At 64.8% G+C, this 26,335-nt stretch carries 18 protein-coding genes, 2 tRNA genes and 1 pseudogene; 12 read left to right on the top strand and 9 right to left on the bottom strand.

The features are described from left to right. Positions 1-2 precede the first annotated feature (2 nt). The 6 genes from ACZ1G8_RS03865 to ACZ1G8_RS03840 all read right to left on the bottom strand — a co-directional run bounded on the left by ACZ1G8_RS03865 (position 3) and on the right by ACZ1G8_RS03840 (position 7,154). Positions 3-608 carry a hypothetical protein gene (locus ACZ1G8_RS03865; RefSeq protein ID WP_472680476.1) on the bottom strand — a complete coding sequence of 202 codons (606 nt, stop codon included), beginning with the start codon at positions 606-608 and terminating at the stop codon, positions 3-5. Continuing rightward, on the bottom strand, positions 605-1,405 hold the full coding sequence (locus ACZ1G8_RS03860) for a hypothetical protein (RefSeq protein ID WP_472680475.1): 801 nt from the start codon (positions 1,403-1,405) through the stop codon (positions 605-607). Before ACZ1G8_RS03860 ends, ACZ1G8_RS03865 begins: the two co-directional genes overlap by 4 nt. Next, a complete protein-coding gene (locus tag ACZ1G8_RS03855; protein WP_472680474.1) occupies positions 1,402-3,942 on the bottom strand; it encodes a poly-gamma-glutamate biosynthesis protein PgsC/CapC in 2,541 nt (846 codons plus the stop codon). Before ACZ1G8_RS03855 ends, ACZ1G8_RS03860 begins: the two co-directional genes overlap by 4 nt. Before the next feature lie 19 nt (positions 3,943-3,961). Next, positions 3,962-4,348 (bottom strand): response regulator, encoded by a 387-nt coding sequence (locus ACZ1G8_RS03850; RefSeq protein ID WP_472680473.1) that lies wholly within the window; start codon positions 4,346-4,348, stop codon positions 3,962-3,964. Continuing rightward, the gene (locus ACZ1G8_RS03845; protein ID WP_472680472.1) at positions 4,345-6,849 is read right to left on the bottom strand and encodes an ATP-binding protein; all 2,505 of its coding nucleotides are present in this window, start codon (positions 6,847-6,849) and stop codon (positions 4,345-4,347) included. The genes ACZ1G8_RS03850 and ACZ1G8_RS03845 overlap by 4 nt, the downstream gene beginning before the upstream one ends. 215 nt (positions 6,850-7,064) lie before the next feature. Further along, positions 7,065-7,154: transfer RNA gene (locus ACZ1G8_RS03840), tRNA-Ser, on the bottom strand. Positions 7,155-7,315: 161 nt separating this feature from the next. Between ACZ1G8_RS03840 and hspQ the strand changes: the two genes are divergently transcribed. Both hspQ and ACZ1G8_RS03830 read left to right on the top strand, forming a co-directional pair. Then, complete coding sequence (gene hspQ, locus ACZ1G8_RS03835; protein WP_222443035.1) at positions 7,316-7,696, top strand: heat shock protein HspQ; 381 nt, start codon at positions 7,316-7,318, stop codon at positions 7,694-7,696. Positions 7,697-7,876: 180 nt separating this feature from the next. Next, positions 7,877-7,967 (top strand) — tRNA-Ser (locus tag ACZ1G8_RS03830). 27 nt (positions 7,968-7,994) lie between these two features. Here ACZ1G8_RS03830 and ACZ1G8_RS03825 read toward each other — a convergent pair. Beyond that, entirely contained in the window at positions 7,995-9,863 is a 1,869-nt protein-coding gene (locus ACZ1G8_RS03825) for a beta-galactosidase (protein ID WP_472680471.1), read from the bottom strand. 59 nt (positions 9,864-9,922) lie between these two features. On the opposite strand from ACZ1G8_RS03825, the gene ACZ1G8_RS03820 reads away from it, so the two are divergent. From ACZ1G8_RS03820 to galK, 5 genes are read left to right on the top strand one after another with little or no spacing between them, the layout of a single operon-like run. Beyond that, positions 9,923-11,413, top strand: coding sequence for a sodium:solute symporter family transporter (locus ACZ1G8_RS03820; protein WP_472680470.1), 1,491 nt, complete (start codon positions 9,923-9,925; stop codon positions 11,411-11,413). Further along, a complete protein-coding gene (locus ACZ1G8_RS03815; RefSeq protein WP_472680469.1) occupies positions 11,410-11,985 on the top strand; it encodes a glycoside hydrolase family 36 N-terminal domain-containing protein in 576 nt (191 codons plus the stop codon). The genes ACZ1G8_RS03820 and ACZ1G8_RS03815 overlap by 4 nt, the downstream gene beginning before the upstream one ends. Then, a complete protein-coding gene (locus tag ACZ1G8_RS03810) occupies positions 11,943-13,517 on the top strand; it encodes an alpha-galactosidase (protein ID WP_472680468.1) in 1,575 nt (524 codons plus the stop codon). Before ACZ1G8_RS03815 ends, ACZ1G8_RS03810 begins: the two co-directional genes overlap by 43 nt. After that, positions 13,514-14,521 carry a UDP-glucose--hexose-1-phosphate uridylyltransferase gene (locus ACZ1G8_RS03805; protein ID WP_472680467.1) on the top strand — a complete coding sequence of 336 codons (1,008 nt, stop codon included), beginning with the start codon at positions 13,514-13,516 and terminating at the stop codon, positions 14,519-14,521. The genes ACZ1G8_RS03810 and ACZ1G8_RS03805 overlap by 4 nt, the downstream gene beginning before the upstream one ends. Next, positions 14,518-15,597 (top strand): galactokinase, encoded by a 1,080-nt coding sequence (gene galK / locus ACZ1G8_RS03800; RefSeq protein ID WP_472680466.1) that lies wholly within the window; start codon positions 14,518-14,520, stop codon positions 15,595-15,597. Before ACZ1G8_RS03805 ends, galK begins: the two co-directional genes overlap by 4 nt. On the opposite strand, the gene ACZ1G8_RS03795 is transcribed toward galK, so the two are convergent. Further along, complete coding sequence (locus tag ACZ1G8_RS03795) at positions 15,594-16,454, bottom strand: aldose 1-epimerase (protein ID WP_472680465.1); 861 nt, start codon at positions 16,452-16,454, stop codon at positions 15,594-15,596. The genes galK and ACZ1G8_RS03795 overlap by 4 nt on opposite strands. A gap of 202 nt (positions 16,455-16,656) precedes the next feature. On the opposite strand from ACZ1G8_RS03795, the gene ACZ1G8_RS03790 reads away from it, so the two are divergent. The 5 genes and pseudogenes from ACZ1G8_RS03790 (at position 16,657) to ACZ1G8_RS03770 (ending at position 24,304) form a co-directional block, all read left to right on the top strand. Continuing rightward, positions 16,657-18,081 (top strand): aldehyde dehydrogenase family protein, encoded by a 1,425-nt coding sequence (locus ACZ1G8_RS03790; RefSeq protein ID WP_472680464.1) that lies wholly within the window; start codon positions 16,657-16,659, stop codon positions 18,079-18,081. A 42-nt stretch (positions 18,082-18,123) separates the two neighbouring features. Beyond that, positions 18,124-21,697 (top strand): annotated as a pseudogene (locus ACZ1G8_RS03785) (hydantoinase B/oxoprolinase family protein). After that, the gene (locus ACZ1G8_RS03780; RefSeq protein ID WP_472680463.1) at positions 21,694-22,377 is read left to right on the top strand and encodes a DUF969 domain-containing protein; all 684 of its coding nucleotides are present in this window, start codon (positions 21,694-21,696) and stop codon (positions 22,375-22,377) included. The pseudogene ACZ1G8_RS03785 and the gene ACZ1G8_RS03780 overlap by 4 nt, the downstream one beginning before the upstream one ends. After that, a complete protein-coding gene (locus ACZ1G8_RS03775; protein ID WP_472680462.1) occupies positions 22,374-23,324 on the top strand; it encodes a DUF979 domain-containing protein in 951 nt (316 codons plus the stop codon). Before ACZ1G8_RS03780 ends, ACZ1G8_RS03775 begins: the two co-directional genes overlap by 4 nt. Beyond that, on the top strand, positions 23,315-24,304 hold the full coding sequence (locus tag ACZ1G8_RS03770) for a DUF2891 domain-containing protein (protein WP_472680461.1): 990 nt from the start codon (positions 23,315-23,317) through the stop codon (positions 24,302-24,304). The genes ACZ1G8_RS03775 and ACZ1G8_RS03770 overlap by 10 nt, the downstream gene beginning before the upstream one ends. A 4-nt stretch (positions 24,305-24,308) precedes the next feature. Here the strand turns inward: ACZ1G8_RS03770 and ACZ1G8_RS03765 are convergent, their stop codons facing one another. Then, a complete protein-coding gene (locus tag ACZ1G8_RS03765; RefSeq protein ID WP_472680460.1) occupies positions 24,309-26,330 on the bottom strand; it encodes a glycoside hydrolase family 3 C-terminal domain-containing protein in 2,022 nt (673 codons plus the stop codon). Positions 26,331-26,335 lie beyond the last annotated feature (5 nt).

Raw genomic sequence — 26,335 nt, 5'->3', positions numbered from 1 at the left:
GATTACGTCGGCCTCGGCGCCCGCCTGCGACTGGCGCACGCTGCGGTCGAAACCGTGGAGCTGGACGATACGACCGGCAGGATAGCTGTCCGAAAAGGCGAGCGAGAAGGCAGTGAAGTGGTTGAGTGGGCTGCGCGCGAGATCTGCTGCATTTCGGCACGCCTTGCGCGCCTTCCGCGGCGCCGAGTTCCAGGCTCCTGCGGCGAGCCCCCTTCGCCGACTAGCTGTAGCGCGAGCGTGCCTGTGTACCGATCATAGCCGCGATGGGGAGCGGACATGAGGATCGGACGGGCACCTTCGCTATGCGAGAGCAGGTAGGACCCGCGACCCACGCAATCCTCGTCCATTTCCTCGATGCGAGTTGCGGGGATCGGGTCGTCGATGACTGACGGCTCGAGGCCCTGGCCGCGCAACAGATCGTGCCAGTCTTCCGAGCGCGGAGCCTCGATCGCGCGGGCGAACTCGATGCGTGCTTCGTGCATGGCGACCGCATCGGGGTCGGCAATGCCGATCGCCCGAGAGAGCGGCTCGAAATAGAGGGCGGCAAGGGCGGCGGAAATGATCATGATGCTTGCGAGCAGGACACGAGGGCGCGTTATCACCGTCATGGCGCGACCGGCGCCTCCGCTCCGACTTCTTCCTGTGGCTCTTCATCCTCGGGATCGACCTCGTAGATCACCACGAGATCGTAGGCTTCTCCGGCAATGCCGCCCGGACCGATCGGGCGCCAGCTCTTGCGGGCAACTGTCCGCATCTCGTTCTCGCCGAGCGTGTCGGGCGGAAATGCCGATCCGCTCGTGAGCTGTCGCTGCTCTCCGGGACTACGCCGCAGGAATGCGACCATCGCGCCCGCATCGGTGAGCGGCTGACGTTCGTACACACGGACGTCGATACCGGTCACGCCCTCATCCGCATCGAGCGCGACGATCGATGTCCGGGCTGTTCCGGCAGGAGCCTCAATGAAGGTCTCGTCAGGTGTGCTGATCCTCTCGTCCGACGTGCGCAGGAATCGCAGCGGACCACCTTCCTCCATCATCTCGGGAAGCATTGCCTGAGAATAGATGTCGTATTCGCCGAGGGTATTTCCGGTGCCCGAAAGGAAGGAGATACGAAAACCGTAGATCCAACCTTCGGTATCGGTGGGCGCATCCGCCGCGATCCCGACCGAAGAAAGGAGCCTGACCTGCTGGCGTTCTCCGGTGAATGTGAACACCGTTTCGCGTTCGGAATCGAGCCGGTAGACCATCGTGCGGCGCGCATCGTCGACCCGGTTGACCCCGCCGCCGCCGAGCAGGCTCGCCGCGCCTGCGCTCAGCCGGTCGTTCGACGCCACGAAGAGGCCTGCTGCAAGGAGCAGCAGGATGGCGATAACGATCCGTCCGATCTGGGTGAGGCTGAGCGTCACCGTTCCGTCTCCACTGACGGGTCCGGCGTCCAGAAGATGGCATATCGGCCGCCTTCGACGAGGTCGAGCACGCGGAGGCTGCGATTGCGCCCGGCCTCGAATGCCGACAGGCGGCGCGAGCGGTCCGAAACGGCAGGCGTAAGCCCGGCAGCGCGGGCAAGGACCACGAAGGGCTCGGCCGACGAGCCATCTCCGGAGAACACATCCGGCGCGATCACGAGCGATGCGCCGTCCGGCATCCGGGCATCCTTGCCACGTGCCTCGCGCAGCTGGGCGAGCCTTGCTCCGGTTCCGCTATCGGAAGCGCGCAACAGCGCCTCGGTGGCGACTCCGAAGCTGCTGCGCTGGCTGTCCGACGTGCTGCCGACATCGGGCGCAACAAGAAGTGCTGCAGCGCCGGACCTCGCCAGCAGCGACCTGCCTATGGTGACCGTCGTCGACTGGCCTGCATTGGCCTGGAGGACGAAATCGTTGCCTGCATCCTCCGCGATAAAGAAGGTCCCGCTGCTTCCGTCGGCGGCGGCGAGCTTCCACGCGGTCGTGCTTTCCATCGCGCAGCGTTCGAGTTTGAAATCGAGCAGGTCGGCATTGGCGATGGCTAGGTCTGGGCGCTCTCCCCGGTCGAGCGCGGCGAGCAGAGGGTCGAACACTTCGAAACGCAGATATGCGAGTTCGACGAGAAGTATGTCCTCCTCGGCGGTGACCGGTTCGACGGTGCACGCCGCCGGAGCGCCGATCTGCGGCTGCTCGGACGCGAGCAGGGCATTCACGCCTGCCGGGCGCAGCGCCAGCGTCACCGCGTCGCTTGCGACAAGCTCCGCATAGCGCGCTGGCGGCGCATCGAAATCTACCTCGATACCGGGCAGGGCCGTGCGGAGGGCTATCAGGTCTAGCGCGGCAGCGGCGCGTCCGGCGAGGGCCAGCTGTCCCGGGCCGTCGGCTCCCTCGCCGGAAATGAGCACCACGGGCCTTGTCGAGCTGGCATTGGCGAATGCCGACACGAGGCTGCGCTCGGCGCGTCCGGTCGGGCCGAGCGGCGAACCGATCACAACCCAGCGCGCATCCTGCTGCTCGCGCAGTTCGAGCGCCGCCATGGCGAGACCCGGCGCGGCGGCCGGATCGGGCACGATCACGGAAATGTCGTTCTCGGCCATGCTATAAAAGACGAGCGCGTCGCGCCCGAAACCGTCTGCCCTCTGGATCAGTAGGCGGTCACCGCTCAAAGCGCGCATGTTCCAGCCGGCGGCTTCGTAGGTTTCGCGCAGGAACGGGGATCCGGCATTGGCTTCGACCAGCGTGATCAACCGGCCGAGTTCGCCCGCATCGCCGGCTGCAAGCTCCGCGCCCGTGCCGCGGATATCGCGCAAATGCGCATCGCCCGTTGCGGCAGCCAGCGCGAGGGCAGCGTAGCGCCCGCGCCTCTCCGCCGTAGGGCTCGTCAGTTCGCTGAAGCCGCGCGCCACGCCGGGCACCGCAGCCGAAAGCGCGAAACCAGCAATATTGCCCAGCGCCGCGCCGACCAGCGAGACCTGCAGGGTCGAGCGCAGGAGGCGCGGGAAGATGGTCTTGTCGTGCGCCTTGATCGCGATGAGCGTGGACAGGAGGTATCCGAAACCGAACAGGTCGGTCATCTTGATGTCGATCGAGAAGGCCACGACCGCATAGCCCAGCAGCAGCTTGTAGATGAAGGCGATGTTGAAGAAGAGCAGGATCTTGCGTGCACCTTCGATCGTCGTGTTTGCGAAGATCGGCGTGCGCAGCACCAGGCTGGCGACGGCATAGATCACGCCGGCCTCGAGGAACGAGGTGAGGATCTTGCTCGGCTGGTACCACTGGAGAGCGATCAGCGCGGGGATCAGGACGCCCGAGAAATCCCACCCGTATCTCAGGTTCATCCGGCTCGCGAGCATCGCGGTGATGGTCAGGATGATATAGGCCTTGGGGCTGGCGAGGATCGAGCTGGCAAGCCCCTCGTAGAGGTAGGAAATCCCGCTGATCCGGAAGTTCGTGAACTCCATCAGGCCGAAGCGGACGATGACATAGGCGATCCCGGTGGTCACCAGTGCCGCGAACAGACCGCGCACAAGGCCCGGTTTCCAGAACTGGTTCGCGAGCAGCGAGACAATCACGAGGCCGAGACTCTGGAGGTTGTTGCGCCAGTCGAATTGCCCGACACGGTCGCCGAGCCAGTCGGCAAGGAGCGGCAGCAGCCATCCGTCCATCGTGAGGCGCACCGCGATACTCGCGATGACCAGCGCAACGAAGCGGTCGCGCCCGAAGACGCTGTGCCATCGCCCCCGGCCCAGCTTTTCCGAGAAGGCGTAGACGATCAGATAGGTGATTACGGCCTCGATAATGATTACGCCCGCCGCGAGCGGCTTGAGGATTACGAGCGGGACGAGGTAGCCGGGAACGACGAGGCCCGAGAGGACCCAGCCGAAGCGCAGGTTGAAGAAGCAGACGACGAACACGCCCACCCAGACGGTGGTGATCACCGAGCTGGCAAGCCCACCTTCGGGGAATATGGGGATCGTCATCGCGCCCGTGCCTGTCCGGTCAGTCGCCCAGAATTGCGCCTTGCGAAAGCGCCGTCTCGATGGTCTCGATCAAGGTCGCCGGATCGACCGGCTTGCGGACGGTCCCTGCGACATTCATCTCTTCAAGCGTCTTGCCGCCCACCGAATCCATCGATCCGGAAATCACTATCACAGGAGGCGGGTTGTCGATCCGCTGGGGCAGGACCTGCAGGAAACGGATGCCGTCCATGCGCGGCATGATGATGTCGAGCAGCACCAGATCGGCCACCTCGCGCTCCAGCTCGTCGAGCCCGTCGACACCGTCGTTTGCGATCCGCACGGCGTAGCCTTCGTCCTGCAGCAGTTCCGCCAGCAGTTCGCAGCGCAGTTCATCGTCGTCGACTATCAGGATGGCCTTGGCCGTCATGCAATCCGCCTCAAGCTAAGCTGGAAGGTATACCCCTTGCCGGTTTCACTATCGTAAGCGAATTCGCCGCCCCAACTGGACAGGGTGCGCGCGCTCTCGCTCACGATCAGGAACTCGGGAATGTCGTGGCGCGGCGGGTTCGCGATCGCCTGGCCAAGCCGCTCGCGATCCATGCCGAAGCCGCCGCGGATATCGATGGCCGAGCGTGTCTCGTCTTCGGCAAGCGAAAAAGTCACCGTGCTGTGCTGCGGGCTGTCGGTGATAACCAGCCTCAGAAGCGCCTCGAACATCCGCGCCAGGATCACCGGGTCGCCGACCGAATAGCCGGAGACTGCCGGCAATTCGAAATCCAGTTGTACATCGTAGCGACCCGCGAATTCGGCGAGCCTTTCCCCAACGTTCTCGGCAATCGGCTTCAACTGTATGGGGTGGGGCATGTCGTCGCGCGTTGCGGGCTGTTTGCGCGCGAGGTCGTTCATCGTGTTGAGCCGGTCGGTCGCGGCCTGCGATGCGGCCACGATCCTTTCGATCATGCGTTCGCCGCGCTTCTTGTCGCCGGCGGCTTTCTTCGCCAGCGCCGCGGCAAGCGCGATCGTCTCGAGATCGTTGCGCATCTGCACGTCGATGAAATCCGTGATCGCACCGCGCAGGTCGGAAAGCCGTGCAAGGTCCGATGTATCGAAGGCTTCGAGCACGACGATGTTTTCGTGCGTCGCCTGCGCCGGGTCGGGGCACGATACTCTGAGCGTTGCGCTGACACCTGCGATCTGCCGCATCGGGGCCGAGGCCTCTCCGCCTTCGCGAAGGATATCGCGCAGCAGCGCCTCGACCTGTCCCTTGGTCAGTTCGGTGAGGTTTTCGATGATTTCGGAAAGCAGCGCGGTTTGCGGGTTGATGCCGGATGCTTCCAGCAAATCGACCATCTGCGGGCTGGCATGCAGAGGGAAGCCGACCACGTCGAATGCCATGACCGAAGAATTGAGCTGGTCGATCGCCTTGCGCAGCTGGCGGCTGTTGCGCGAGATCAGTCCGATCGCGCTGACGACGCGGAAATCGACCGGGTCCACCGCACGGCGCCCGCGCTGCTGGGCGGAAAGGCTCGCGTGCGATTTCTGCATCGTCACGAAGCTCTGGGCGAGGCTCGCGGCAATGTATTCGCCGAGCTCGGCATCGGGGCTGTCACCGAAAGTGTAGAGCCAATAGAGCGGCTTGTCCTCATATCCGATCGCACGCAGACGGACCTGTCCGGGCCAGTCGGGGAGCAGGCCGCGCACCGGCAGCGATCTTCCCTCGGCCAGTTGCGCGGAGACGCGTGAAAGCTCGGCCTGCACGTCGCCAGCGAAATCCGAGACCTCGGCGTTGAAGGTGGCCGGCGGATTGGGCGAGAGGGGATCGGCAGGCCGCACCAGCAACATGCGCTCGATGCCCACCATCTCAGCTGTTGCGACGAGTAGCGCGGGAAGGTTGTCCCGGTTCGAAAAGGCCGTGTGAGAGACGGTCTGCTCGATCGCGCCGACTACGGAGCTTTCCAGCTTGCTGTCCTTGCGGCGTTCGAGGAACATGATCGTCCCGATCCATGCCAGCGCCACTGCGGTCCAGATGCCGCCGAAAGGAAGGATGACACCCGCCGCCTCGAGCAAGATCCAGCCTGCAATCCCTGCAAAAACGCATAACGAGAGTGCAATCGCGGCCGAGACATGCCGTTTCCTCAGCAGGATCGCGGCAAGCGCGCTGAGCATCGCGGCAAACAGGATGAGCATGACTGCGGCCAGATTGCCCGACTTGGTCGCCTCGCGTCCGGTCGCCAGTGCCTGCACGGCGTAGGCGGCAAACTGTGCTCGAGACACTGCTGCAAGATTGGGGCTGATGGGCGTCGCCAGCAGGTTGCCGGAAAGCTCTTCCGGACGCGCGACGATAACCGTCATGCCTTCAAGGTCGCCTTCGACGAATTCGGCGCTGACCAGCTGGTCGGACGAAAGCTGCGCGAAGGAGAGCGAGCGCGGCATGGGGACGTAGTATTCGCGCGCGCTCGGCTCACCGCCTGCGGCTACCGCCTCGATCAGGGCAACCTCGCCGTCTTCGCTTTCGATCCAGGCACTTTGCGAGCGATGGATCCCATATTCGGCGACCGGGCGGGCAATCGGTGCGCGCACGAGTTCGCCATCGTCGCGACGTGCGGCTGCAAGCAGTTCGGATGGCAGGCTTCCGGACAGGCGCGGTGCGGAAAAGCCGACCACCGTGCGTTCGCGTTCTTCAGGAGCGAGGCGGTCGAGGTCGGAGCCCGGATCGGAGAGGAAAACGACACGCTCGGCGCCGAGCGCAAGGCTGGCTTGCACCAGCGCATCTGCACTTCCGCCTTCTTCGAGCCTGATCAGCGTGACCGCAGGTGCCTCGGCCGTCCCGCGGACCGAGAGCCTGTCGAAGACGCTACCATCGATCGACTGGAAGAAGCCCGAGAAGTGCAGGATCGTGGCCAATAGCGCAGCCAGAAGCCCTGGCACGAGATGGTACGAATCCACCCCCAGGCGTCTCTGCAATCGCCTCAACCTATCGAGGCCCGGAATGTCAGCAAGACCAAGAATGCGCAGCCCCTATCTCCGGGCGAGAGGCTTGGCACTGCCTCGGCCGGTGTCAACCGGCAAAAGGGCGATCTGCACCGCCGGATTGAACCGGAGCGCGAAAGCGGCGTGAAAAGGCGGTGAAGCGAGGGCATCCGTGGCGGAGAGGGAGGGATTCGAACCCTCGATACGGTTGCCCGTATACTGCATTTCGAGTGCAGCGCATTCGACCACTCTGCCACCTCTCCGCATGTCGGGTGCGCTTGAATGGGCCGGGGCCCGGGTCGAAGCGAGCGCGCCCATTAGCCTTGCGTGGCTGCCTTGCCAACCCCCTTTGAGCGCGAAAACGGGGGATCGATCGTGCCGGACCCTTGTCTATTTGCCGCAGCGCACCATATTCTGCCTACTCATGGACAGGGCATCGTTTTTCTCCGCAACGGCAGGCCGCACGATCGAGGCGCCTTGCCGCATCCGCACCCGTTTCGCCATCGGCGACGTCGTACGCCACCGCGCATTCGATTTTCGCGGTGTGATCTTCGACATCGATCCGGTCTTCGCGAACAGCGATGAATGGTACCAGTCGATTCCGGAAGAGATCCGGCCGGACCGCAACCAGCCCTTCTACCACCTACTCGCAGAGAGCGACGAGAGCGATTACGTCGCCTACGTCAGCCAGCAGAACCTGATCCGCGATTCGCTGGCAGGCCCCGTCTCGCATCCCGACGTGCACCAGTATTTCGGCAATTTCGAGAACGGCCGCTACCGCATGCGGACCTGCCTCACGCACTGATCCGGCGCTGACGCGCTTCGCGCCGCTTGAGCGCGGGAGTCCGCTTGCGCCCAAATCCGAACCTCGCTAGAGGCCCGCGTTCTTGTTTGGCCTACCGCGCTCGGCGCTACTTGAGGCCGGGGTGGTCAATCCAGGTCTCTTCGCGCTCAGACGGCGAAGAGGTAGCGCAAACAGGAATGCGGAGCAGTGGCCGAGTGGTCGAAGGCGCACGCCTGGAAAGTGTGTATACGGTAACCCCGTATCGAGGGTTCGAATCCCTCCTGCTCCGCCACTTTGCCCCCGCTCCGACGGTCCGGTCCTATCTGGCGGTTTCGCGCCAGTTCACCGTTCCATCCAGATAATCGAATTCGAACAGCGTATGGCCGCGCCTGCGATGGCGCTTGCCCTTTGCGAGCGGCTCGTGCGGCAACCCCGCATCGCGGGCGGCACGCAGGATAACCTCGCCTAGCAAGCTGCCTTCGGGCCAGACCGCGAGCAACCGGACATTGCCGTGCTGCCAGCAGCACGTGGTCCCTTCCGCGGCGACGAACTCCGGAGTTGCCGAGCCTTCGTAGTGGTCCAGCCAACCTCCGGCAGTCCAATTGTCACCTTCGATCGAGATGCGGGGCGACAGGCTTTCACTGAGCGTGATCCTGCCGCCGGCGAGCGTTTCGAGCCTGCCGGGCGGGAGGTTGTCGGGAATCGCGAAATCTGCGGTTCGGCTTCCTGTGCGCGGGCCGATGACGATCTGGCCTCCGAAGCTCTCGAGGCTGCGCGCCAGTTTCTCGGGAACGATCGGGAGGCAGGGCACGACGACCAGCGAATATCCCTCCAGAACGGCAGACGGCGGGAGGATGTCCACATCGAGGCCGAGCCGCCGGAGAGCGCTGTAGGTTGCAAAGGCTGCCCATAGCGCCGAGCGGCCTTCGCCCTGCGGCTGGATCTGCGTCATCCACTCGGCATTGTAGGAGAATATGATCGCCGCCTGCTTGTGCGCCTCGCCGACATTGCCGATTTGCGCGAGGTCTTTCGCTGCTTCGCGCGCCTCTCCGAGCGCGGGCGCCGGTTCGCCATCGGTCCTCAAGAGGCCCGCATGCATCTGCTCCTGCGCCTTGGGAAACTGGCGCCAGCGGAAATAGCTGACCAGTTCCGCCCCATGCGCGAAGGCCTCGAGCGTCCAGAGCCGGACCATGCCTGGCACCGGGGCAGGGTTGTGGCGCGCCCAGTTAACGGGACCGGGCTGCTGTTCGAGCACCGACCATCGACCTCCCTTCGCGCAGCCGCGATACAGGTCGTGGTGGAATGCGGCGATGTCGGGATGGCCCTGCCGCGCGTATTCGCGCTTCTCCTCTTCCGTAAAACGGAACATCTCGAGGAAGCCGAGCGGGTAGCTGTCCCAGCCGAGCACGTCGAGATCGGCGGCAAGGTCGTGATGGTCGTAGCCGGTGTAGAAGCCCATCGCATTGTGGGTGATGTCCCTACCGGGCGAGCATTCGCGCAGGATGTCGACCTGCGCGCGGTTGAACGAGACGACCTGGTCGGAAGAGAACCGCCGGAATGCGAGCCAATGCGCCGGATTGGCCTCGGTCACGGTCAGGTTGGGTAGCTCGATCTCGTCAAACGAGCGATATTCCATGCTCCAGAAGACATTGCCCCACGCCTCGTTGAGCGCGTCGATCGATCCGTAGCGCTTCTCCAGCCACTTGCGGAAAGCGTCGCGCGCGGCAGGGGAGAAGCTCTGCACCGTGTCGTGGCAGCCATATTCATTGTCGGTCTGCCAGCTCACCACTCCGGGATGCTCGCCATAGCGCTCGGCGGCCGCGCGCGTGATGCGCGCCGCTTCCTCGCGATAGCCTTCGTGGCTGAAGCAGTAGTGCCTGCGCGAGCCGAAGCCGCGGGGTTTCCCTTCGCGGTCGAGCGCGATCATGTCGGGCATACGATCGACCAGCCACTTGGGAGGCGTAGCAGTTGGCGTGCCCATGATGATGCCCAGCCCTGCTGCGTGCAGCGTCTCCACCGCGCGGTCGAGCCAGTCCCAGTCGAAGCGGCCCGGCTCGGGTTCGATCCGACTCCAGGCGAACTCGCCGATGCGCACGCGCGTGAGGCCGGTCTCGCGCATGAGTGCCGCGTCGACGGCCCAGCGTTCTTCGGGCCAATGTTCGGGATAATAGCAAACACCAAGGTCCATGCGCTTGCGTCTATCCCCGTTTCTGCGATGGATGCCAGCGGGATTTAGGGAGAGCGAATGTGTTCGGCGACACGGCGCAATTCGGAAATGCGACGCAGCTGGCGGTGTTTGTCGGCCTGACCGCGCTGGTCGGCCTGCTCACCTGGTGGAAGGTGAGGAGCGCGAAGCACGACGGGTCAGAGCAGGATGTCTTCCTTGCCGGCAAGGGGCTGAGCTGGGTCTTCGTCGCCGGCGCGATCACGCTGACCAACCTTTCGACCGACCAGCTGGTGGGCATGAACGGAAACCAGATGCTGCTGCTCGCATGGTGGGAAATCGCTGGTTTCGTCGGCCTGATGACGCTCGCTTTCGTCTTCGTGCCGCTCTACTATCGCTACAATTGCACCACCGTCACCGAGCTGCTCGAGCGGCGTTATGACGGTCGCTCGATCCGCACGCTGATCTCAGCGATCTTCATTGCGGGCAACCTGCTGATCTACCTTCCGGCAGCGCTCTATTCGGGCGGACTGTTCCTCCAGTCGCTGTTCGGCGCGCAGATCCCGCTGATCTGGTTCTCGCTCGGCCTCGCGCTGATCGGGGCCGCCTATACGGTCTTCGGCGGCCTTCGCGCTGTCGCGGTGATGGATACCTTTTCGGGCATCGGCATCCTCGCGCTCGCCCTGCTGATCGTGTTCCTCGCGCTCGCCGCGGTCGATTTCGACATCGTCACCGGCGTTCCGGCAGAGCGGCTGAGCATGGTCGGGGCGGCCGACAGCCCGATCCCTTTCCACACGCTTTTCACCGGCATGGCCTTCATCCAGATCTTCTACTGGTCGACCAACCAGAACATCACCCAGAAGGCGATGGCCGCGCCGACTGTGAAAGAAGCGCAGAAGGGGGTCTTCGCCGCCGCCGCGATCCGCATCCTTGTGGTGCCGCCGATCGTCGTGATCCCGGGCGTGGTCGCCTACAAGCTGTTCGGCGACGTGGGTGATGCGGCCTACGGGCGGCTCGTCGCCGAAGTCCTGCCGACGTGGCTGTCGGGCGCTTTCGCCGCGATGGTTGCTGCTGCCGTGATCACCACCTTCAGCGCCGTGCTCAACTCCACCGTTGCGCTTTATGCGGTCGACTTCCACGAACAGTTCATCGGCGAGGTGAAGAACCACTGGAAACTGGGCGCGGCGATAAGCGTCTTAGCCACCGTCCTCGCCATCGTGATGGTGCCGGTGTTCATGAATGCGGAAAGCATCATCAACCTGCTCCAGCAGCTGAACGGACTGTCCTCCATGCCGATCCTCTCGGCCTTCATCGTCGGCCTGCTGTTCCGGGGTGTCGCGGCACGCTCGGCGATTGCGGGCGTGGTCTGGGGCATCGGCCTCTACGCGCTATTCACCTTCAACGAGGCGTTCGAGGCGCTTGTTGGAATTCATTACATCGACTTCATGGTGGTGACGCTGTTCACCTCGGTCGCCGCCTCGCTTGCTTTCAATCGCCTTGCGCTTGGGCGAAGGGCCGAATGGATCGGGTTCGAACTATTCCGCGGGGCCCGCGAGGAAGGCGCTGCCGCGTGAGCGAGACCGCCGATCTCCATGCCCTCCATGGCGAGGAATGGAGTTGCGTTTTCGAGCGACAGGCCGGCGGGACTGGAGCCTGGCGGTATCTTGGTGCCCGCGTCGAACCGGGCGACCTGCCGCCGATGGAGAAACTGCGCGGAGCGACTACCTTCTCGGTCGAGGGCGAACCTGCGATGCAGGCAGCGCCAATTGCGGGAGGTGGCTGGTTCGGACCGGAAGCGCTGGAAGTACGCGACGAAGCAGGGAATGCGATTGCACTCGCGTTCGAAAAATCGGAAATCGAGACCTCCGCAGAAGAGCTGGTCATCCGTCAGGAAGACGCGGAGTCCGGTCTCGTCCTGTCACTTTCCTTCCGGCGCTCCGGCGACGGCGGGCTGCTCGTTCGCGCCGCGGTTTCCAATTCGGGCAAGGCCGCAATCGCTATCGAGCGCCTGGCGAGCGGGCTGGTCCCGCTTCCGCCGTCTGCGCATACAGTCATCTCACGCAAAGGGCGGCACGCGGGGAGTTCGCCGAATGCCGCGAGGCGATGCCCGCGCATGGCTGGGAGCGAGTCGTCCGGCAGGGCATGACCGGCCATGGCGGGCCGCCGTCGGTCGAAGTGCTTTGCGGTTCTGCGGAATGGCACTCCGGACTGGTGGTCTCGGCGCAACTGGCGTGGTCGGGCGACAGCCGGCTTGCCATCGAGCAGACGGACGAAGGCTTCGCCGTATTGCTGGCCGAGGCGCTATTACGAGGCGGGGAGCAGAGGCTAGAGCCGGGCGAGGCCTATTCTGCACCCGAACTGCTCCTCACCATCAGCACCTCGGGCCGGAACGGGGCCTCGGCGCGGCAGCGCTCTATGGTGCGCGAAATGATGAATTGGCCTGGTGGCGCCATGAAGGCGCGGCCGGTGCATCTCAACAGCTGGGAAGCCGTTTACTTCAGCCATGACGAGGCGCGGATCGAACGGCTCGCAAAGGCCGCCTCCGAGGTTGGTGCCGAGCGCTTCGTGCTCGACGACGGCTGGTTCGCGAACCGCAACAACGACCGCGCGGGGCTTGGCGACTGGATCATAGACCCCGAAAAGTATCCGCATGGCCTCGTGCCTCTGGCCGGCAAGGTTCGCGACCTGGGAATGGAGTTCGGCCTCTGGGTCGAACCGGAAATGGTCAGCCCGGACAGCGACCTCTACCGTGCGCATCCCGACTGGGCGCTGGGTCCTGCGAAGGGGGCAGGGCCGCTTGCGCGCAATCAGCTGGTGCTCGACATGCGCCGCAAGGATGTGCGCGACTACCTCTTCTGGCGCTTGGACACGTTGCTGTCTGACGTGCCGATTTCCTATCTCAAGTGGGACCACAACCGCCCGCACACCACCTCGGGTGGCGCGGCCCAGACTCACGGCACCTACGCGTTGCTCGCCCGGCTTCGCGAAGCGCATCCCGGGGTCGAGATCGAGAGCTGCGCGGCGGGTGGCGGCCGGATCGATGCAGGCATCGCGCGCCATACGCACCGTTTCTGGACCAGCGACAACATCGATGCGCTCTCGCGCGTCGGGATGCAGCGCGGCTTCCTCGCCTTCATGCCGCCCGAGTTGATGGGCGCGCATATCGGAGCCAGCCCGAGCCACGCGACCGGCCGCAGCCAGTCGCTCGACTTCCGCGCGGCCATCGCATGCCAGGGCCACCTTGGTGTCGAGCTCGATCCCGAAGCGCTGGAGGAGGGTGAGCGCAAGCGGCTGGCGCACTGGATCGGCTTCTACAAGCAATGGCGGCACTTGATCCACGCGGGGGCGGTACATCTCGGCGAAGCTCCGAACGGCCTCAGCTGGCAAGCACAGGGTGACGGAAACTCGTTCCTGCTCTGGGTGGTGCGTCGGTCGCCGACACCCGACCGGCGCGATGCGCCCTTGCTCCTGCCGTTTGCCGAAGGTCGTGACTGGAAGGTCCGCCTGCTCGAGAAAGCAGGTCACCCGCACGTTCTCGCCGCGCGCGACGCGGCGGCGATCAAGTCCATGCGGACCGCGCCCCAGCGCTATACGGGAAGCTGGCTGGCGAATGCCGGATTGCCGCTTCCCGCGCTGGCGGCAGAGACTGCGGCAATATTCCACATGGAGGCGGCATGAGCGACGACCTTCCGCACCGCAGGCTGAACCGGCTGACCGGCGAGTGGGTGCTCGTCAGCCCGCAGAGGATGAAGCGGCCCTGGCAGGGCGAGCGCAAACCGCCCGCGCAAACGGATCGGGTGAGCCATGATCCCGACTGTTATCTCTGCCCGCGTAACGAGCGCATTGGCGGCGTGGCAAACCCAGAATACGTAGGCACGCATATCTTCCCGAATGACTTTCCGGCGCTGCTCACCGAAGAGGCGGGCGAACGTCACGAGGGCTTGCTGCGCGCCGAGCCGGCGAGGGGTGAGGCGAGGGTGATCTGTTATTCCCCGGACCATTCCTCGACGCTTGCGCGCATGGACGATGCCGGACGCAGGCAGGTGGTCGAAACATGGTGCGAGCAATCCGCCGCGCTCGGTGCGCGCTGGGCACATGTCGAGATTTTCGAGAACAAGGGCGCGATGATGGGCGCCTCCTCGCCGCATCCGCACGGGCAGGTCTGGGCGGGCGATTTCGTGCCGACGATCGTGGAACACGAGGATGTCCAGCAACGCCGCCACCTCGAGGGAGAGGGGGGCAATCTGCTCGCCGCAGTGATCGAGGCCGAACTCGAGGCGCGCGAGCGCATCGTCGTCGAGAACGAGGAATGGCTGGTGGTCGTGCCCTATTGGGCTGCCTGGCCCTTCGAAACGCTCGTGCTCCCGCGCACGCAGGTCGCGCGGCTGGAAAATCTTTCGGAGACGTTTCGCGAAGGGCTTGCCCGGATTCTGGAACAGTTGCTCGGCGCCTACGACGCGCTGTTCGAGACTGATTTCCCCTATTCGATGGGTTGGCACGGCGCGCCGCATGGGCTGGGCGATGATACAGCGCACTGGCTGCTGCACGCGCATTTCTATCCGCCGCTGGTGCGCTCTGCCGAGATCCGCAAGCACATGGTAGGCTTCGAACTGCTCGCCGAAACGCAGCGCGACCTTACGCCCGAGGCTGCAGCAAGCCGCCTGAGGGAGCTCGTCCGATGACGCAGGATTTGACCGAGACCGCGCGCGAAAAGTTCGCGGCGCATTTCGGCTGCGAGGCGCGGGGTGTGGTCTTTGCGCCCGGCCGCGTGAACCTGATCGGCGAACACGTCGACTATAACGAGGGGCTCGTCCTGCCGATGCCGGTGAAGGCGGGCACTGCGATCGCATGGTCGATGGGCGAGGGGACGGACATAGAAGTCCACGCTGCCGATCTCGCCAAAACAGACAGATTCCCTGCCGATGCGCTTTCGAAACCGGAGCAGGTCGGCTGGACGTCCTATGTGCGCGGCATGGCGGCCCAGTGGGACACGCCGCATCCGGCCATGCGCCTGCTGATCACCGGCGACCTGCCGCGCGGCAGCGGCCTCTCATCCTCGGCTTCCCTGTGCATTGCGCTCGGCCGCGCATTCGATGCCGCGACTGGTGGCTCGACCGATCCGACGGTCCTTGCGATGAAGGCGCAGAAGACCGAGCACGAGTTTGCCGGGGTCGCCTGCGGGATAATGGACCAGATGGCCGTCGCCGCTGGCGAGCCCGGCCATGCGATGGAGCTCGACTGCCGCGATCTCGCCTACCGGCAAGTCGCGATGCCCGATGACTGGGCGGTGCTGGTAGTCAATTCGGGCGTAACGCGCGGTCTCGTCGACGGTGAATACAATGCGCGCCGCGCGCAGTGCGAGGCAGCCGCCGCGGCGCTAGGGGTGGCGAGCCTGCGCGATGCGACGATGAGCGATATTGCCGCTGCCGACCTCACCGAACTTGAGGCTCGAAGGGCGAGCCATGTGGTGAACGAAATCGCCCGCGTTCGCCGGGCTTCCAATGCGCTCGAGCAAGGCGACCTTGCCGCCTTCGGGCAGGTCCTGCGCGAGGGGCACGCTTCACTGCGCGATCTGTTCGAAGTGTCCCACCCAGTCGTGGACCAGTTGGTGGACCGTCTGCAGGAGATCGTCGGCAAGGAAGGCGGAGCGCGGATGACGGGCGCAGGTTTTGGCGGATCGGTCGTGGTGGTGACCCCACCGGGCAATGTCGTGACCATCGAGGCGGAATTCGGCGACCGGCTCCTGAGGGTCACCTAGAGCGCGTAGACTTCCAGGCGCATCGCTACGCTCCATTCCTCGCCTGCGGCAAGGACGCGCGCGCCGGTGTCGTGGTCATGGCGGTTGAAGGCATCGGTCATGTGGCTGACCGGCTCGACGCAGAAATAGTCTTCGCCTTCGGGCACATAGACTGTGGTAAAGGCGAGGTCCGGCGAGGGTTCGATCTTCAGGCCGATCTCGCGATCGGGCCATTCGACAAGCAGCGGGCCCTCGCGGCCAGTGTAGACAGTGTCGACATTGCGCGTCGCGACCGGTTTGCCCGCCCACCAGTCGACCGGAGCGAGATGCTCCTCGATCCCTTTCGGAATCATCGCGTCATCGGTCTTCCATTCGCCCTTGTGCAGGGATTTGAAGATCGTCTTGCCGTTGCGCGGGAAATAGGGATGGAAACCAAGCCCCGCAGGCATCGGGTCTTCGCCACGGTTGCGCAGCGCAAGTTCCAGCTCGAAGCCGTTCCCGTGTACGGAAATGTCCTGACGGGCCTCGAAGGACCATGGCCATGCGCCGCCCTCGTACCGGAAGCCCAGCGTCGCTCTCGTCTCTGCCAGCTGCTCGACCGTCCACTCGGACAGCCAGCCGAAGCCGTGGATCACGGGGCTCGCCGGGTCGCCGGGGTGGTTCGGTTCCAGCGCGATTTCGCGACCGCCAAAGGAAAAGCGCGAACCCGCGATGCGATTAGAGAAAGGCACGAGCGGGAAGCAGCCGGCGTCGAGTACCGAATTTCCGGGCCTCGTATGAAGAATGTCGAGCCCGCGCCATGTTGCCGCGCCAAGCGATCCGCCGACCGCCTCGTCGAAGGCGAGCTCGAAGTTTCCATTGGCGAGGCGGTGCGTCAAGGCGGTACTCCGGTCCGGCGTGTGGCGACTTCCTTGCCCGAAAACATGGAGGTGGCAATCGCGACGCGGCGCTTCTCGACACCCGGTTTGGCGAGGCACTCGCGATGGATCGGACTTTCGCAGGACGGAATCGCATTTGCGATTCCCGAAAGCAGGCCTAAGTTTCTCTCCGAAACCGATTCTGCGTTTTGAGGAGAGAGCCATGACCAAGACCTATTCGAACCTGATCGACGGCGAGATGGTGACGACGAGCAATACGTTCGAAGTCGTCAATCCCGCCAATGAAGAGATCGTCGGCCTCGTCCCCTCCTGCGGTAAGGACGAGCTCGACCGTGCGGTCGCCGCTGCCCGCCGCGCGTTCAAGACCTGGAAGAAAACCAGCGCCGAAGAGCGTCAGAAAGTCGTCATGGGCATTTCGGCCGCCATCAAGGACAATGCCGACGAGCTGTTCCGTCTGCTCACCACCGAGCAGGGCAAGCCGCATGCGCAGGCCCAGCAGGAAATCTACGGCGCAGCTGGCCTCGCCGCCGCGCAGTCTACGCTGACGCTCGACGACGTGATCAACCAGGATGACGACACGCGCCTCAGCCGAACGCGCCGTGTGCCGGTTGGCGTCGTCGGCGGCATCGTGCCGTGGAACTTCCCGGTCATGATGGCGATCCAGAAGATCGTGCCGGCGCTTATTTCGGGCTGCACCATCGTACTCAAGCCCTCGCCGTTCACGCCGCTCACCACGCTGCGCATCGCCGAGTTGATCAAGGACGTCGTACCCGCCGGCACGGTCAACATCATCACCGGCCCGGACGAGCTCGGCCCGATGATCACCGAGCATCCCGATATCGACAAGATCACCTTCACCGGATCGACCGCTACGGGGAAGAAGATCATGGAAGGCGCCGCTGGCGACCTCAAACGCATCACGCTGGAGCTGGGCGGTAACGACGCCTCGATCGTCCTGCCCGATGCCGATGTCGAAGCGGTTGCGCAGCAGCTCTTCTGGTCGAGCTTCTCGAACGCCGGCCAGATCTGCGTCGCGGCGAAGCGCATCTACATCCACGAGGACATCTATGACGACCTGTCCAAGGCCATCGCGGAATATGCCAAGACCGTGGTCGTCGGTGACGGTTCGCAGCAGGGCACGGGCGTCGGTCCGATCCAGAACAAGAAGCAGTTCGACCGCGTGTGCGAGCTGATTCAGGATGCCAAGGATAACGGCTACCAGTTCCTGACCGGCGGCGACGTCGATCCCTCGGGCACCGGCTATTACGTGCCGATCACCATTCTCGACAATCCGCCTGAAGATGCGCGCATCGTGGCCGAAGAACAGTTCGGTCCGGTCATGCCGCTGATGAAGTTCGGCAGCGTCGAGGAAGCGATCGAGCGCGCCAACAATTCGGAATACGGCCTCGCCGGCGCTGTCTGGACGAAGGACACCGACAAGGGTGTCGAGATCGCCGAACAGCTCGAAACCGGTACCGTGTGGATCAACGAATTCCTGCACATCTCGCCGCTCGCGCCCTTCGGCGGGCACAAGCAGTCGGGCATCGGCGCCGAATACGGCATCGATGGCCTGAAGGAGTTCACCTATCCGCAGGTGATCACGGTTAAGCGCGACGCCGTCGTCTGATCCCCACTTGCGCTGCCATGACGCGTGCCTAGTGTGCGCGGCATGGCAGCTACTCCTCCCGCTTGGCGCTTCGCGATCGATCGCGGGGGGACCTTTACCGATGTCGTAGCCACCACTCCGCAAGGGCGGCTGGTAACCGACAAGCTACTCTCCGAAAATCCCGAGCACTACCGCGATGCTGCGAGCGAGGCGGTGCGCCGCCTGATGGCCGAGTACGGCGAAGGCCCGATTGCGGAGCTGCGCATCGGCACCACGGTCGCCACCAATGCGCTGCTCGAACGCAAGGGTGAGCGGCTGGCACTCGCGATCACGCAAGGCTTCGGCGATGCGCTGCGGATCGGCACACAGGCGCGGCCCGAGATTTTCGCCCGCCATATCGTCCTCCCCGAGCAATTGCCCGCGCGCGTCGTGGAGGTCACCGAGCGTGTCGGTGTTGATGGCGAGGTCCTGACACCGCTCGACGAGGCAGCGGCACGGCGCGATTTCGAGGCACTGCGGGGCGAGGGCTTCGATGCCCTTGCCATAGTGCTGATGCATGGTTGGAAGTATCGCGACCACGAGGAGCGGCTGGCCGCAATCGCCCGCGAGATCGGGTTCGCGCAGGTCAGCGTAAGCCACGAGGTCGCCTCTCTGATCAAGCTCGTCCCGCGCGGCGATACGACCGTCGTCGATGCCTATCTCTCACCCGTCCTGAGGCGCTACACCGATACTTCGCGCGCCGCGCTGCCCGATGCGGACCGCTTGCGCTTCATGCAGTCGAACGGCGGGCTGGCCGAAGTTGGCGCGTTCCGCGGGAAGGACGCGATCCTATCCGGCCCGGCAGGCGGTGTTGTCGGCATGGTCGCCGCCTCCGAGCCTTTAGGGCACACCAAACTCATCGGCTTCGACATGGGCGGGACCAGCACCGATGTCGCGCACTATGCGGGCGAATACGAGCTGACGGGCGACAACGTTGTGGCCGGCGTCCGCGTCGCCGCACCGATGATGCAGATCCACACGGTGGCGGCGGGCGGCGGCTCGATCTGCAGCTTCGACGGTGCGCGCTTCCGTGTCGGCCCCGAAAGCGCGGGCGCCGATCCGGGCCCCGCCTGCTATCGCAAGGGCGGCCCGCTGAGCGTGACCGACTGCAACCTGTTCCTCGGGCGCATCGATCCGGCCTTCTTTCCAGCCGTGTTCGGCCCGAATGGTGACGAACCGCTCGATCCGGAAGCCTCGCGGCTGCGCTTGGAGGAGGTCGCCGCCTTGCTCCCTGAACGGAAGTCGCTGGAGGCCATTGCGGAAGGCTTCCTCGCCATCGCGGTCGACAACATGGCCAATGCCATTCGCAAGATCAGCGTGGCGCGCGGGCATGACGTGACCACCTATGCGCTCGCCTGCTTCGGCGGGGCGGGCGGGCAGCACGCCTGCAAGGTGGCCGACGAGCTCGGGATCGAGACGGTGCTGGTGCATCCGCTTGCCGGCATCCTCTCGGCCTATGGCATCGGCCTCGCGCCGGTGAAGGCGATCCGCGAGGTGAGCCTGGTCAAACCGCTCACCGACGACTTCTTGGCGCCGCTGGCTGCCCTGGAGGAAGAAGCACGCAAGTCACTGTCCGGGCAGGGTATCTCCGAAGCAGCGATCCAGCTCGAACGCCGTGCAAGGCTGCGCTTCAAGGGCAGCGATTCCATGCTCACCGTCGATGTCGGCGAAATCACGCGGATGGACGAGGCCTTCCGCCTGCTTCACCGCCAGCGGTTCGGCTACTCGGATGTCGAGGCTCCGATCGTGGTCGAGGCACTGAGCGTCGAGGCGAGCGGCATATCGGGAGGCCTCGACACCGCGCAGGCCGATCCGGTCGCGACTTCGGGCGATGCGTCCGGCTCATGGCGCACGCTGGCCCGCGCCGACATGGGCGAGGGCGAGGAGGTCTCCGGCCCCGCATTGATCGTCGATCCGGGTTCGACAACGGTGGTTGAGCATGGCTGGCAGGCCAAGCTCGCGGAAGAAGGGACACTAGTCCTGACCCGCGTCGAGGAGTTGCAGCGCGACCTTGCCGTGGGCACCGAGGTCGATCCCGTACGGCTCGAGATCTTCAACAATCTGTTCATGGCAATTGCCGAAGAAATGGGCGTGGTGCTCCAGTCCACCGCAACCTCCGTCAATATCAAGGAGCGCCTCGATTTCTCTTGCGCGCTGTTCGACAAGTCCGGCGCGCTGATTGCCAATGCCCCGCATATCCCCGTCCACCTCGGCAGCATGGGCGACAGCATCGCGCGAGTGATCGAGGAGCGCGGCGCGGGGCGCGACGGGCGCGGGTTCAGGCGCGGCGATGCCTATGTCCTCAACGATCCCTATCGCGGCGGCACGCATTTGCCCGACATTACTGTGATCGTACCTGTCTTCTATGGCGAAGAGGGCGACGACGGGGCGGGCGGGGAACCGGACGCCTTCGTCGCCGCGCGCGGGCACCATGCCGATATCGGCGGGATCGCCCCCGGCTCGATGCCGCCCGAAAGCGCGACTATCGAGGAAGAGGGGGTCATGATCGACAACCTTCTTATGGTCGACGAGGGGCATTTCCGCGAAGCAGCGGTCCGCGAAGTGCTCGCATCAGCGAAATTCCCCGCCCGCAATCCCGACCGCAACCTTTCCGATTTGCGCGCCCAGCTCGCTGCCTGCACACGCGGTGCCGAATTGCTGCAGGGCGCGGCTCGCGACCAGGGTGCTGGGGTAGTCGCGGCCTATATGGATCACGTGCTCGCCAATGCCGAGGAAAGCGTCCGCCGATTGCTCGACAGGCTCGAGGACGGCAGCTTTTCCTACGAAATGGACAATGGCGCGATCGTGAAAGTCGCCATCCGGATCGACGCCACCACCCGATCGGCAGTTTTCGATTTCACCGAAACCAGCGACCAGTTGCCCGACAATTTCAACGCTCCGCGGTCGATTACTCGCGCTGCCGCGCTTTATGTCCTGCGCACATTGATCGACGACCAGATCCCGATGAATGACGGGTGCTTGCGGCCCGTCGAACTGGTCGTGCCCGAAGGTTCGATGCTCAATCCGGAGCCGGGCGCGGCCGTGGTCGCGGGCAATGTCGAGACCAGCCAAGTCGTTACCGATGCGCTGTTCGCCGCCACCGGCAGGCTTGCCCCGAGCCAGGGGACGATGAACAATTTCACCTTCGGCAATGAGGCGCACCAGTACTACGAGACTATCTGCGGCGGTTCGGGAGCGGGGCCCGATCATGACGGGACCAGCGCGGTGCAAACCCACATGACCAACAGCCGCCTGACCGATCCCGAAATCCTCGAAACGCGCCTCCCTGTGCGGCTCGAAATTTTTGCCATCCGTCGCGGCTCTGGCGGATCGGGCGCGAGATCGCGGAGGCGACGGGGTCGAGCGGCGTGTCACCTTCCTTGAGGAAATGCGCGCGAACATGCTGGCCAACCGCCGCAAGGTGGCGCCACGCGGGATCAACGGCGGCGGTGATGCGCAGCCGGGTCGCAACTGGGTCGAGCGGACAGATGGCTCAATCGAGGAATTCGGGGCGACCGGGCACAAGGACATGATGCCCGGCGACACATTCGTCATCCTGACGCCCGGCGGAGGCGGCTTCGGGGAGGAAAGAGAATGAATTACTGGCCCTTGCTGGGCATCGCGCTGGTCGTGATCGGCTTTGCGCTGCGCTTCAATCCGCTGCTGGTCGTGGTCGGTGCGGCACTTGCGACGGGGCTTCTGGCGGGGCTCGATTTCGTCGCCGTGGTCGAGGCGCTAGGCAAGGCGTTCAACGACAACCGCTATATCTCGGTGACGTGGATCATCCTGCCGGTGATCGGCCTGCTCGAGCGATATGGCCTGCAGCAGCGCGCGCGTGCGGTGATCGAGAACCTGCGCGGGGCGACAATGGGCAAGCTGCTGACAGTCTACCTGCTGTTTCGCCAGATCACCGCAGCCATCGGCATGAAGGACATCGGCGGCCACCCGCAGGCGGTCCGTCCGCTCGTCGCCCCAATGGCCGAGGCTGCGGCGGAGAAATCGCACGGCAAGCTGGCCGAGGATGACCGGCAGAAGGTGCTCGCCATGTCGGCCGCCACCGACAATGTCGGGCTGTTCTTCGGCGAGGATATCTTCTTCGCCATCGCCTCGATCCTGCTGATCCAGGGCGTGTTCGAAAGCTACGGCTATCCGCTCACCCCGCTGCAGTTGTCGGTCTGGGCGATCCCGACTGCGATCTGCGCCTTCATCATCCACGGCTGGCGCATCCGCGCGCTCGACCGGAAGATCGGGCGGACCCCGGCGGAGGCAGGCGCATGATCACCTACGAATGGCTCTACGTCCTTGCGGGCGTGTTCTTCGCGATCTGGTCGCTGCTCAGCCTGCGCGACGGGCTCTGGGGCAATGCTGCGTTCTGGGGACTGCTGGCGGCGAGCTTCTTCCTTGGCAGCCACCTCTCCGATTTCGCCAACGGCGTGCTGGTCCTCGCCATGGTCGCGATAGCCGGGACAGGCGCGTTGAAGAGGAGCGATCCGGAAACGACGAGTATCGAGGAGCGTCGCGACTATTCGAAGATGCTCGGCAACAAGCTCTTCGTGCCCGCTCTGATTGTCCCGATCACCGCCGTGGCAGGCACGCTGCTCTACAATTACACCCCGCTCAGCGAGACTGGCCTGTTCGAGGCGCGACGCGAGACGCTGATCCTCTTCGGCGTCGGCGTGCTCGTCGCGCTGGTGGTGGCAATGGCCTGGCTGCGCCCGCCTGCGCTTGCCCCGGCGGAGGAAGGCAGGCGCCTGCTCGATTCCATCGGCTGGGCGGCGATCCTGCCGCAAATGCTCGCCGCGCTCGGCGCGGTCTTCGCACTGGCGGGCGTGGGCGAGATCATCGGCGGTGTCGCAGGCGACATCATTCCCGATGGCAGCGTTTTCCTGACCGTCGTGGTATTTGCGCTCGGCATGGCGCTGCTCACGATGATAATGGGCAATTCCTTTGCCGCCTTCCCGGTGATGGCGGCCGCGATCGGCATCCCGCTGCTGGTCGAAACCTATGACGGCAATCCGGCGGTGATCGGCGCGGTCGGCATGCTCGCAGGCTTTTGCGGTACGCTGATGACCCCCATGGCGGCCAACTTCAACATCGTGCCCGCCGCGCTTCTCGAACTAAAGGACCAGAACGGGGTGATCCGCCAGCAGATCGGGACAGCGATCCCGCTGTGGCTGTGCAATGTCGCGATCATCTATGTGGGAGCATTCCTGCTGTGGAACTGACACCGGACCTCGCCAGCAGCTTCGCACGCATCGCGCTGGGCCATGTGGCGCGCGAATATCCGCACAAGCTCGACCACGTGATGGCGGGCGACGCGGACGTCCTCTCGCCGCGAAAGCTCCATCCGGTCTTTTTCGGCAGCTTCGACTGGCACAGCTGCGTCCACGGATGGTGGACGCTCCTCACGCTGCGCAGGCTCTACCCCGACATGCCCGAGGCGCGCGAGATCGAGGTGCTGGCCGATGCGACTTTCACGCAAGAGAAATTGGCCGTCGAACTCGCCTATCTCGAGAGGCCGGAATCGCGCGGCTTCGAGCGGCCCTATGGTTGGGGTTGGCTGCTATACCTCCATCATGAAGCCGCACGGCATGACGATAAGAAATGGGGAGCGCGTCTCGATCCGCTCGCCCGCGCCTTTGCCGACCGTTTCGGCGATTACCTGCGTGTGCTCACCTATCCGATCACCGTGGGGACGCACTTCAATACCAGCTTCGCACTCGTCCTTGCGCGCGAGTGGGCGGAAACCCGCGATGCGAAGCTGCTTGCAACTATCGATGACTGGTCGCTCGCCGCTTTCGGGCAGAAGCGAGGTTTTGATGGCTGGGAGCCGGGCGGGGACGAATTCCTCTCTCCCGTCCTCACTGCCAGCCTGTTGATGAGCCGCGTCATGCCGCACAGCCAGTTCGCTCCATGGTTCGAAGACCTTGTCCTCGCCAATGGGTGGATCGAACGGGAATGCCATCCCGTGACCGTCAGCGATCGGAGCGACGGGAAGATCGCGCATCTGGACGGGTTGAACCTGAGCCGCGCCTGGTGCCTTCGCGAAGTGGACCGCCTGCTTGGGGAGCATCCGGCTTCGCAGCTGATTTCGGACAGGGCCCGGGCGCATCTCGATGCGGCCCTCGGCCATGTCGCGGGGGACTATATGGGCGAACACTGGCTTGCCAGCTTCGCTCTTCTCGCGCTGCTGGCCGACCGTTAGCGGGTCAGGCGCTGCGCAAGCCTGCCGAGGACGCGCGCGGACCGCCACCGCTTGCCCGTCCTATGGCCATCGCGAGTGCCAGGTCCTCGGACACGTGGATCACCCCGCCATCGCCGCGACGCGAGCTCGTACCGAGGAACACCTCATAGTCGCCTGCCGAGACCGCAAACCGGCCGTTCGCCAGCGCGGTGCCGATCTGCTCGCGCCCGATCTCGAAGAACAGCGCCCTGCGTTCGCCCGGCCGCAACTGGACACGTGCGAATTCCGCCAGCTTGCGCGGGCATTCACCATTTTTGGTCCAGGGAGTGGCATAGAGCTGGATGGTCTCGCTGCCGGCGCGTTCGCCGACATTGCGCAATTCGCCCGAGACATGGATGCAATTGCTGCCTTCCTCGATCGTGACGCCGGTCAGCGCGAAGTCGGCGTAATTCTCGCCATGGCCGAAGCGCATGGCGTCTCCGGTGCCATCGGCATCGAGATCATAGGGCAGCTTGGCGCTCGGATTTGCCTCGCCTGTTAGCAGTTCCGCAATGGCATGGCCGCCCATGCTGCCCGGTTCGCCCGCATGGAGAATGACCGGCAAGCGGGTTTCGCGCAGCAGCGGATCGACCGCTTTCGCGCCGATTGTCACCAGCACCACGCGCGGATTGGCGCCCATGAGCGAGGTGAGCAGCTGTTCCTGCGCTTCGCCGAGCTTGCCCGAGCCGTTGCAGGGCAGGACAACGACGATGGTGCCGGCGCGCTTCGCCGCCTCGCTCGCCATGCCGATCGCCATACGGTCGGCATCGATCATGCGGTCTTGCGGCGTGCCGTTGTTGCGCAGCGCGAGGCCCGGCACGAAGCGGTAGGGTACGCCCAGCTGCTCGAGCCCGTCGATCACGCTTGCCGCCACGCCCTCGCGGCCGGCAAGTGCAAGATGACGGTCGCTGGCTGCGGTGCCGACGACGAGGATGTCGCCTGAATCTATCCCGAGCGGCAGATAGGCAGGCTGGTTGCGCAGCAGTACGGCAGATCGCCGCGCAAGCTCCAGCGAGACTTCGCGGTTGTGAACTGGCGTGGGCAGCGGCCCACGGTGTGCTGTGGCCGACGCCGAGAGTGCCCTGCCGAACAGGCCGAGGCGGTACTTTGCGCGCAAAACCCTTCCGACAGCCTCGTCGAGCCTGTTCGCGTCGATCCGGCCGGTCGTGACTGCCTCCACGAGCGAATCCACTGGCATGGCCTCGTTCTGCCCGCCTCGCTCCGCGAAATTCGCTTCGTTCGCAAGGCTGTCCCATTCCGCCAGCACCATGCCGTCGTAGCGGCCCGGTGCGGCAAGTTCGTGGGCAGCCTCTTCAAGAGACCTGCGCAAATCGGCATCGGCGTGGTGGAAGGCCAGCGACCCTACATTTGCAGTGACGATGGCGCTGCGGGCTATGGCGAGCGCATTCTGGAACTGGGCATCGTCGCGAGTTCCGCTAGCTTCCACGAGATTGAGGCATGCCAGCGTTGCCTGGCCACTGGTTTCGTCTTCCGCCTGCACGCCCCTGACGAGGGCGGAAGCCATGGAGGCGACTAGGTGCAGTTGCCCCGCCTCGAAGGCCTGCTCGTCATCAAGGGCTGTGGGGCCCGGCGCGACTTTCGGACCGAACAGCCAGTTTATGCCGCGGCACTCGGCTTCCTGCGCGATGACCTTGCCGGCCGCCTCGACCGCAGCAGTGTCGAAACTCGCGCACATGGTCGCGGGGGTGGGGAACACCGTTTCATGGGCCGTGCGGATATCGCTGGAGAAGAGCAGCGGGATGCCGAGGCGTGTTTCCTCCTGCGCGAGTTGCTGCAGGGCATCTGCCTGTTCGCGGCTGACGATGCCGCGCACGCCGCCGATCCGGCCAGCTCTCAGCGCGCGGGCAAAGCCTTCGGCCTCACGTTGGTCGACGGGGTCGGGAGCACGCCGAAAGGCGAGCTGCCCGGCCTTCTCGAGCAGTGTCATGTGCGCCAGCATGTCGGCGACGAAGCGTTCGCAATCGCGGTCTGGCAGGAAGCGGTTCACGCGCG

Source organism: Qipengyuania sp. BR81-2, from assembly GCF_055693895.1.
The sequence above is the reverse complement of the archived record's forward strand: the minus strand, read 5'-3'. Positions and strand labels throughout refer to the sequence as shown.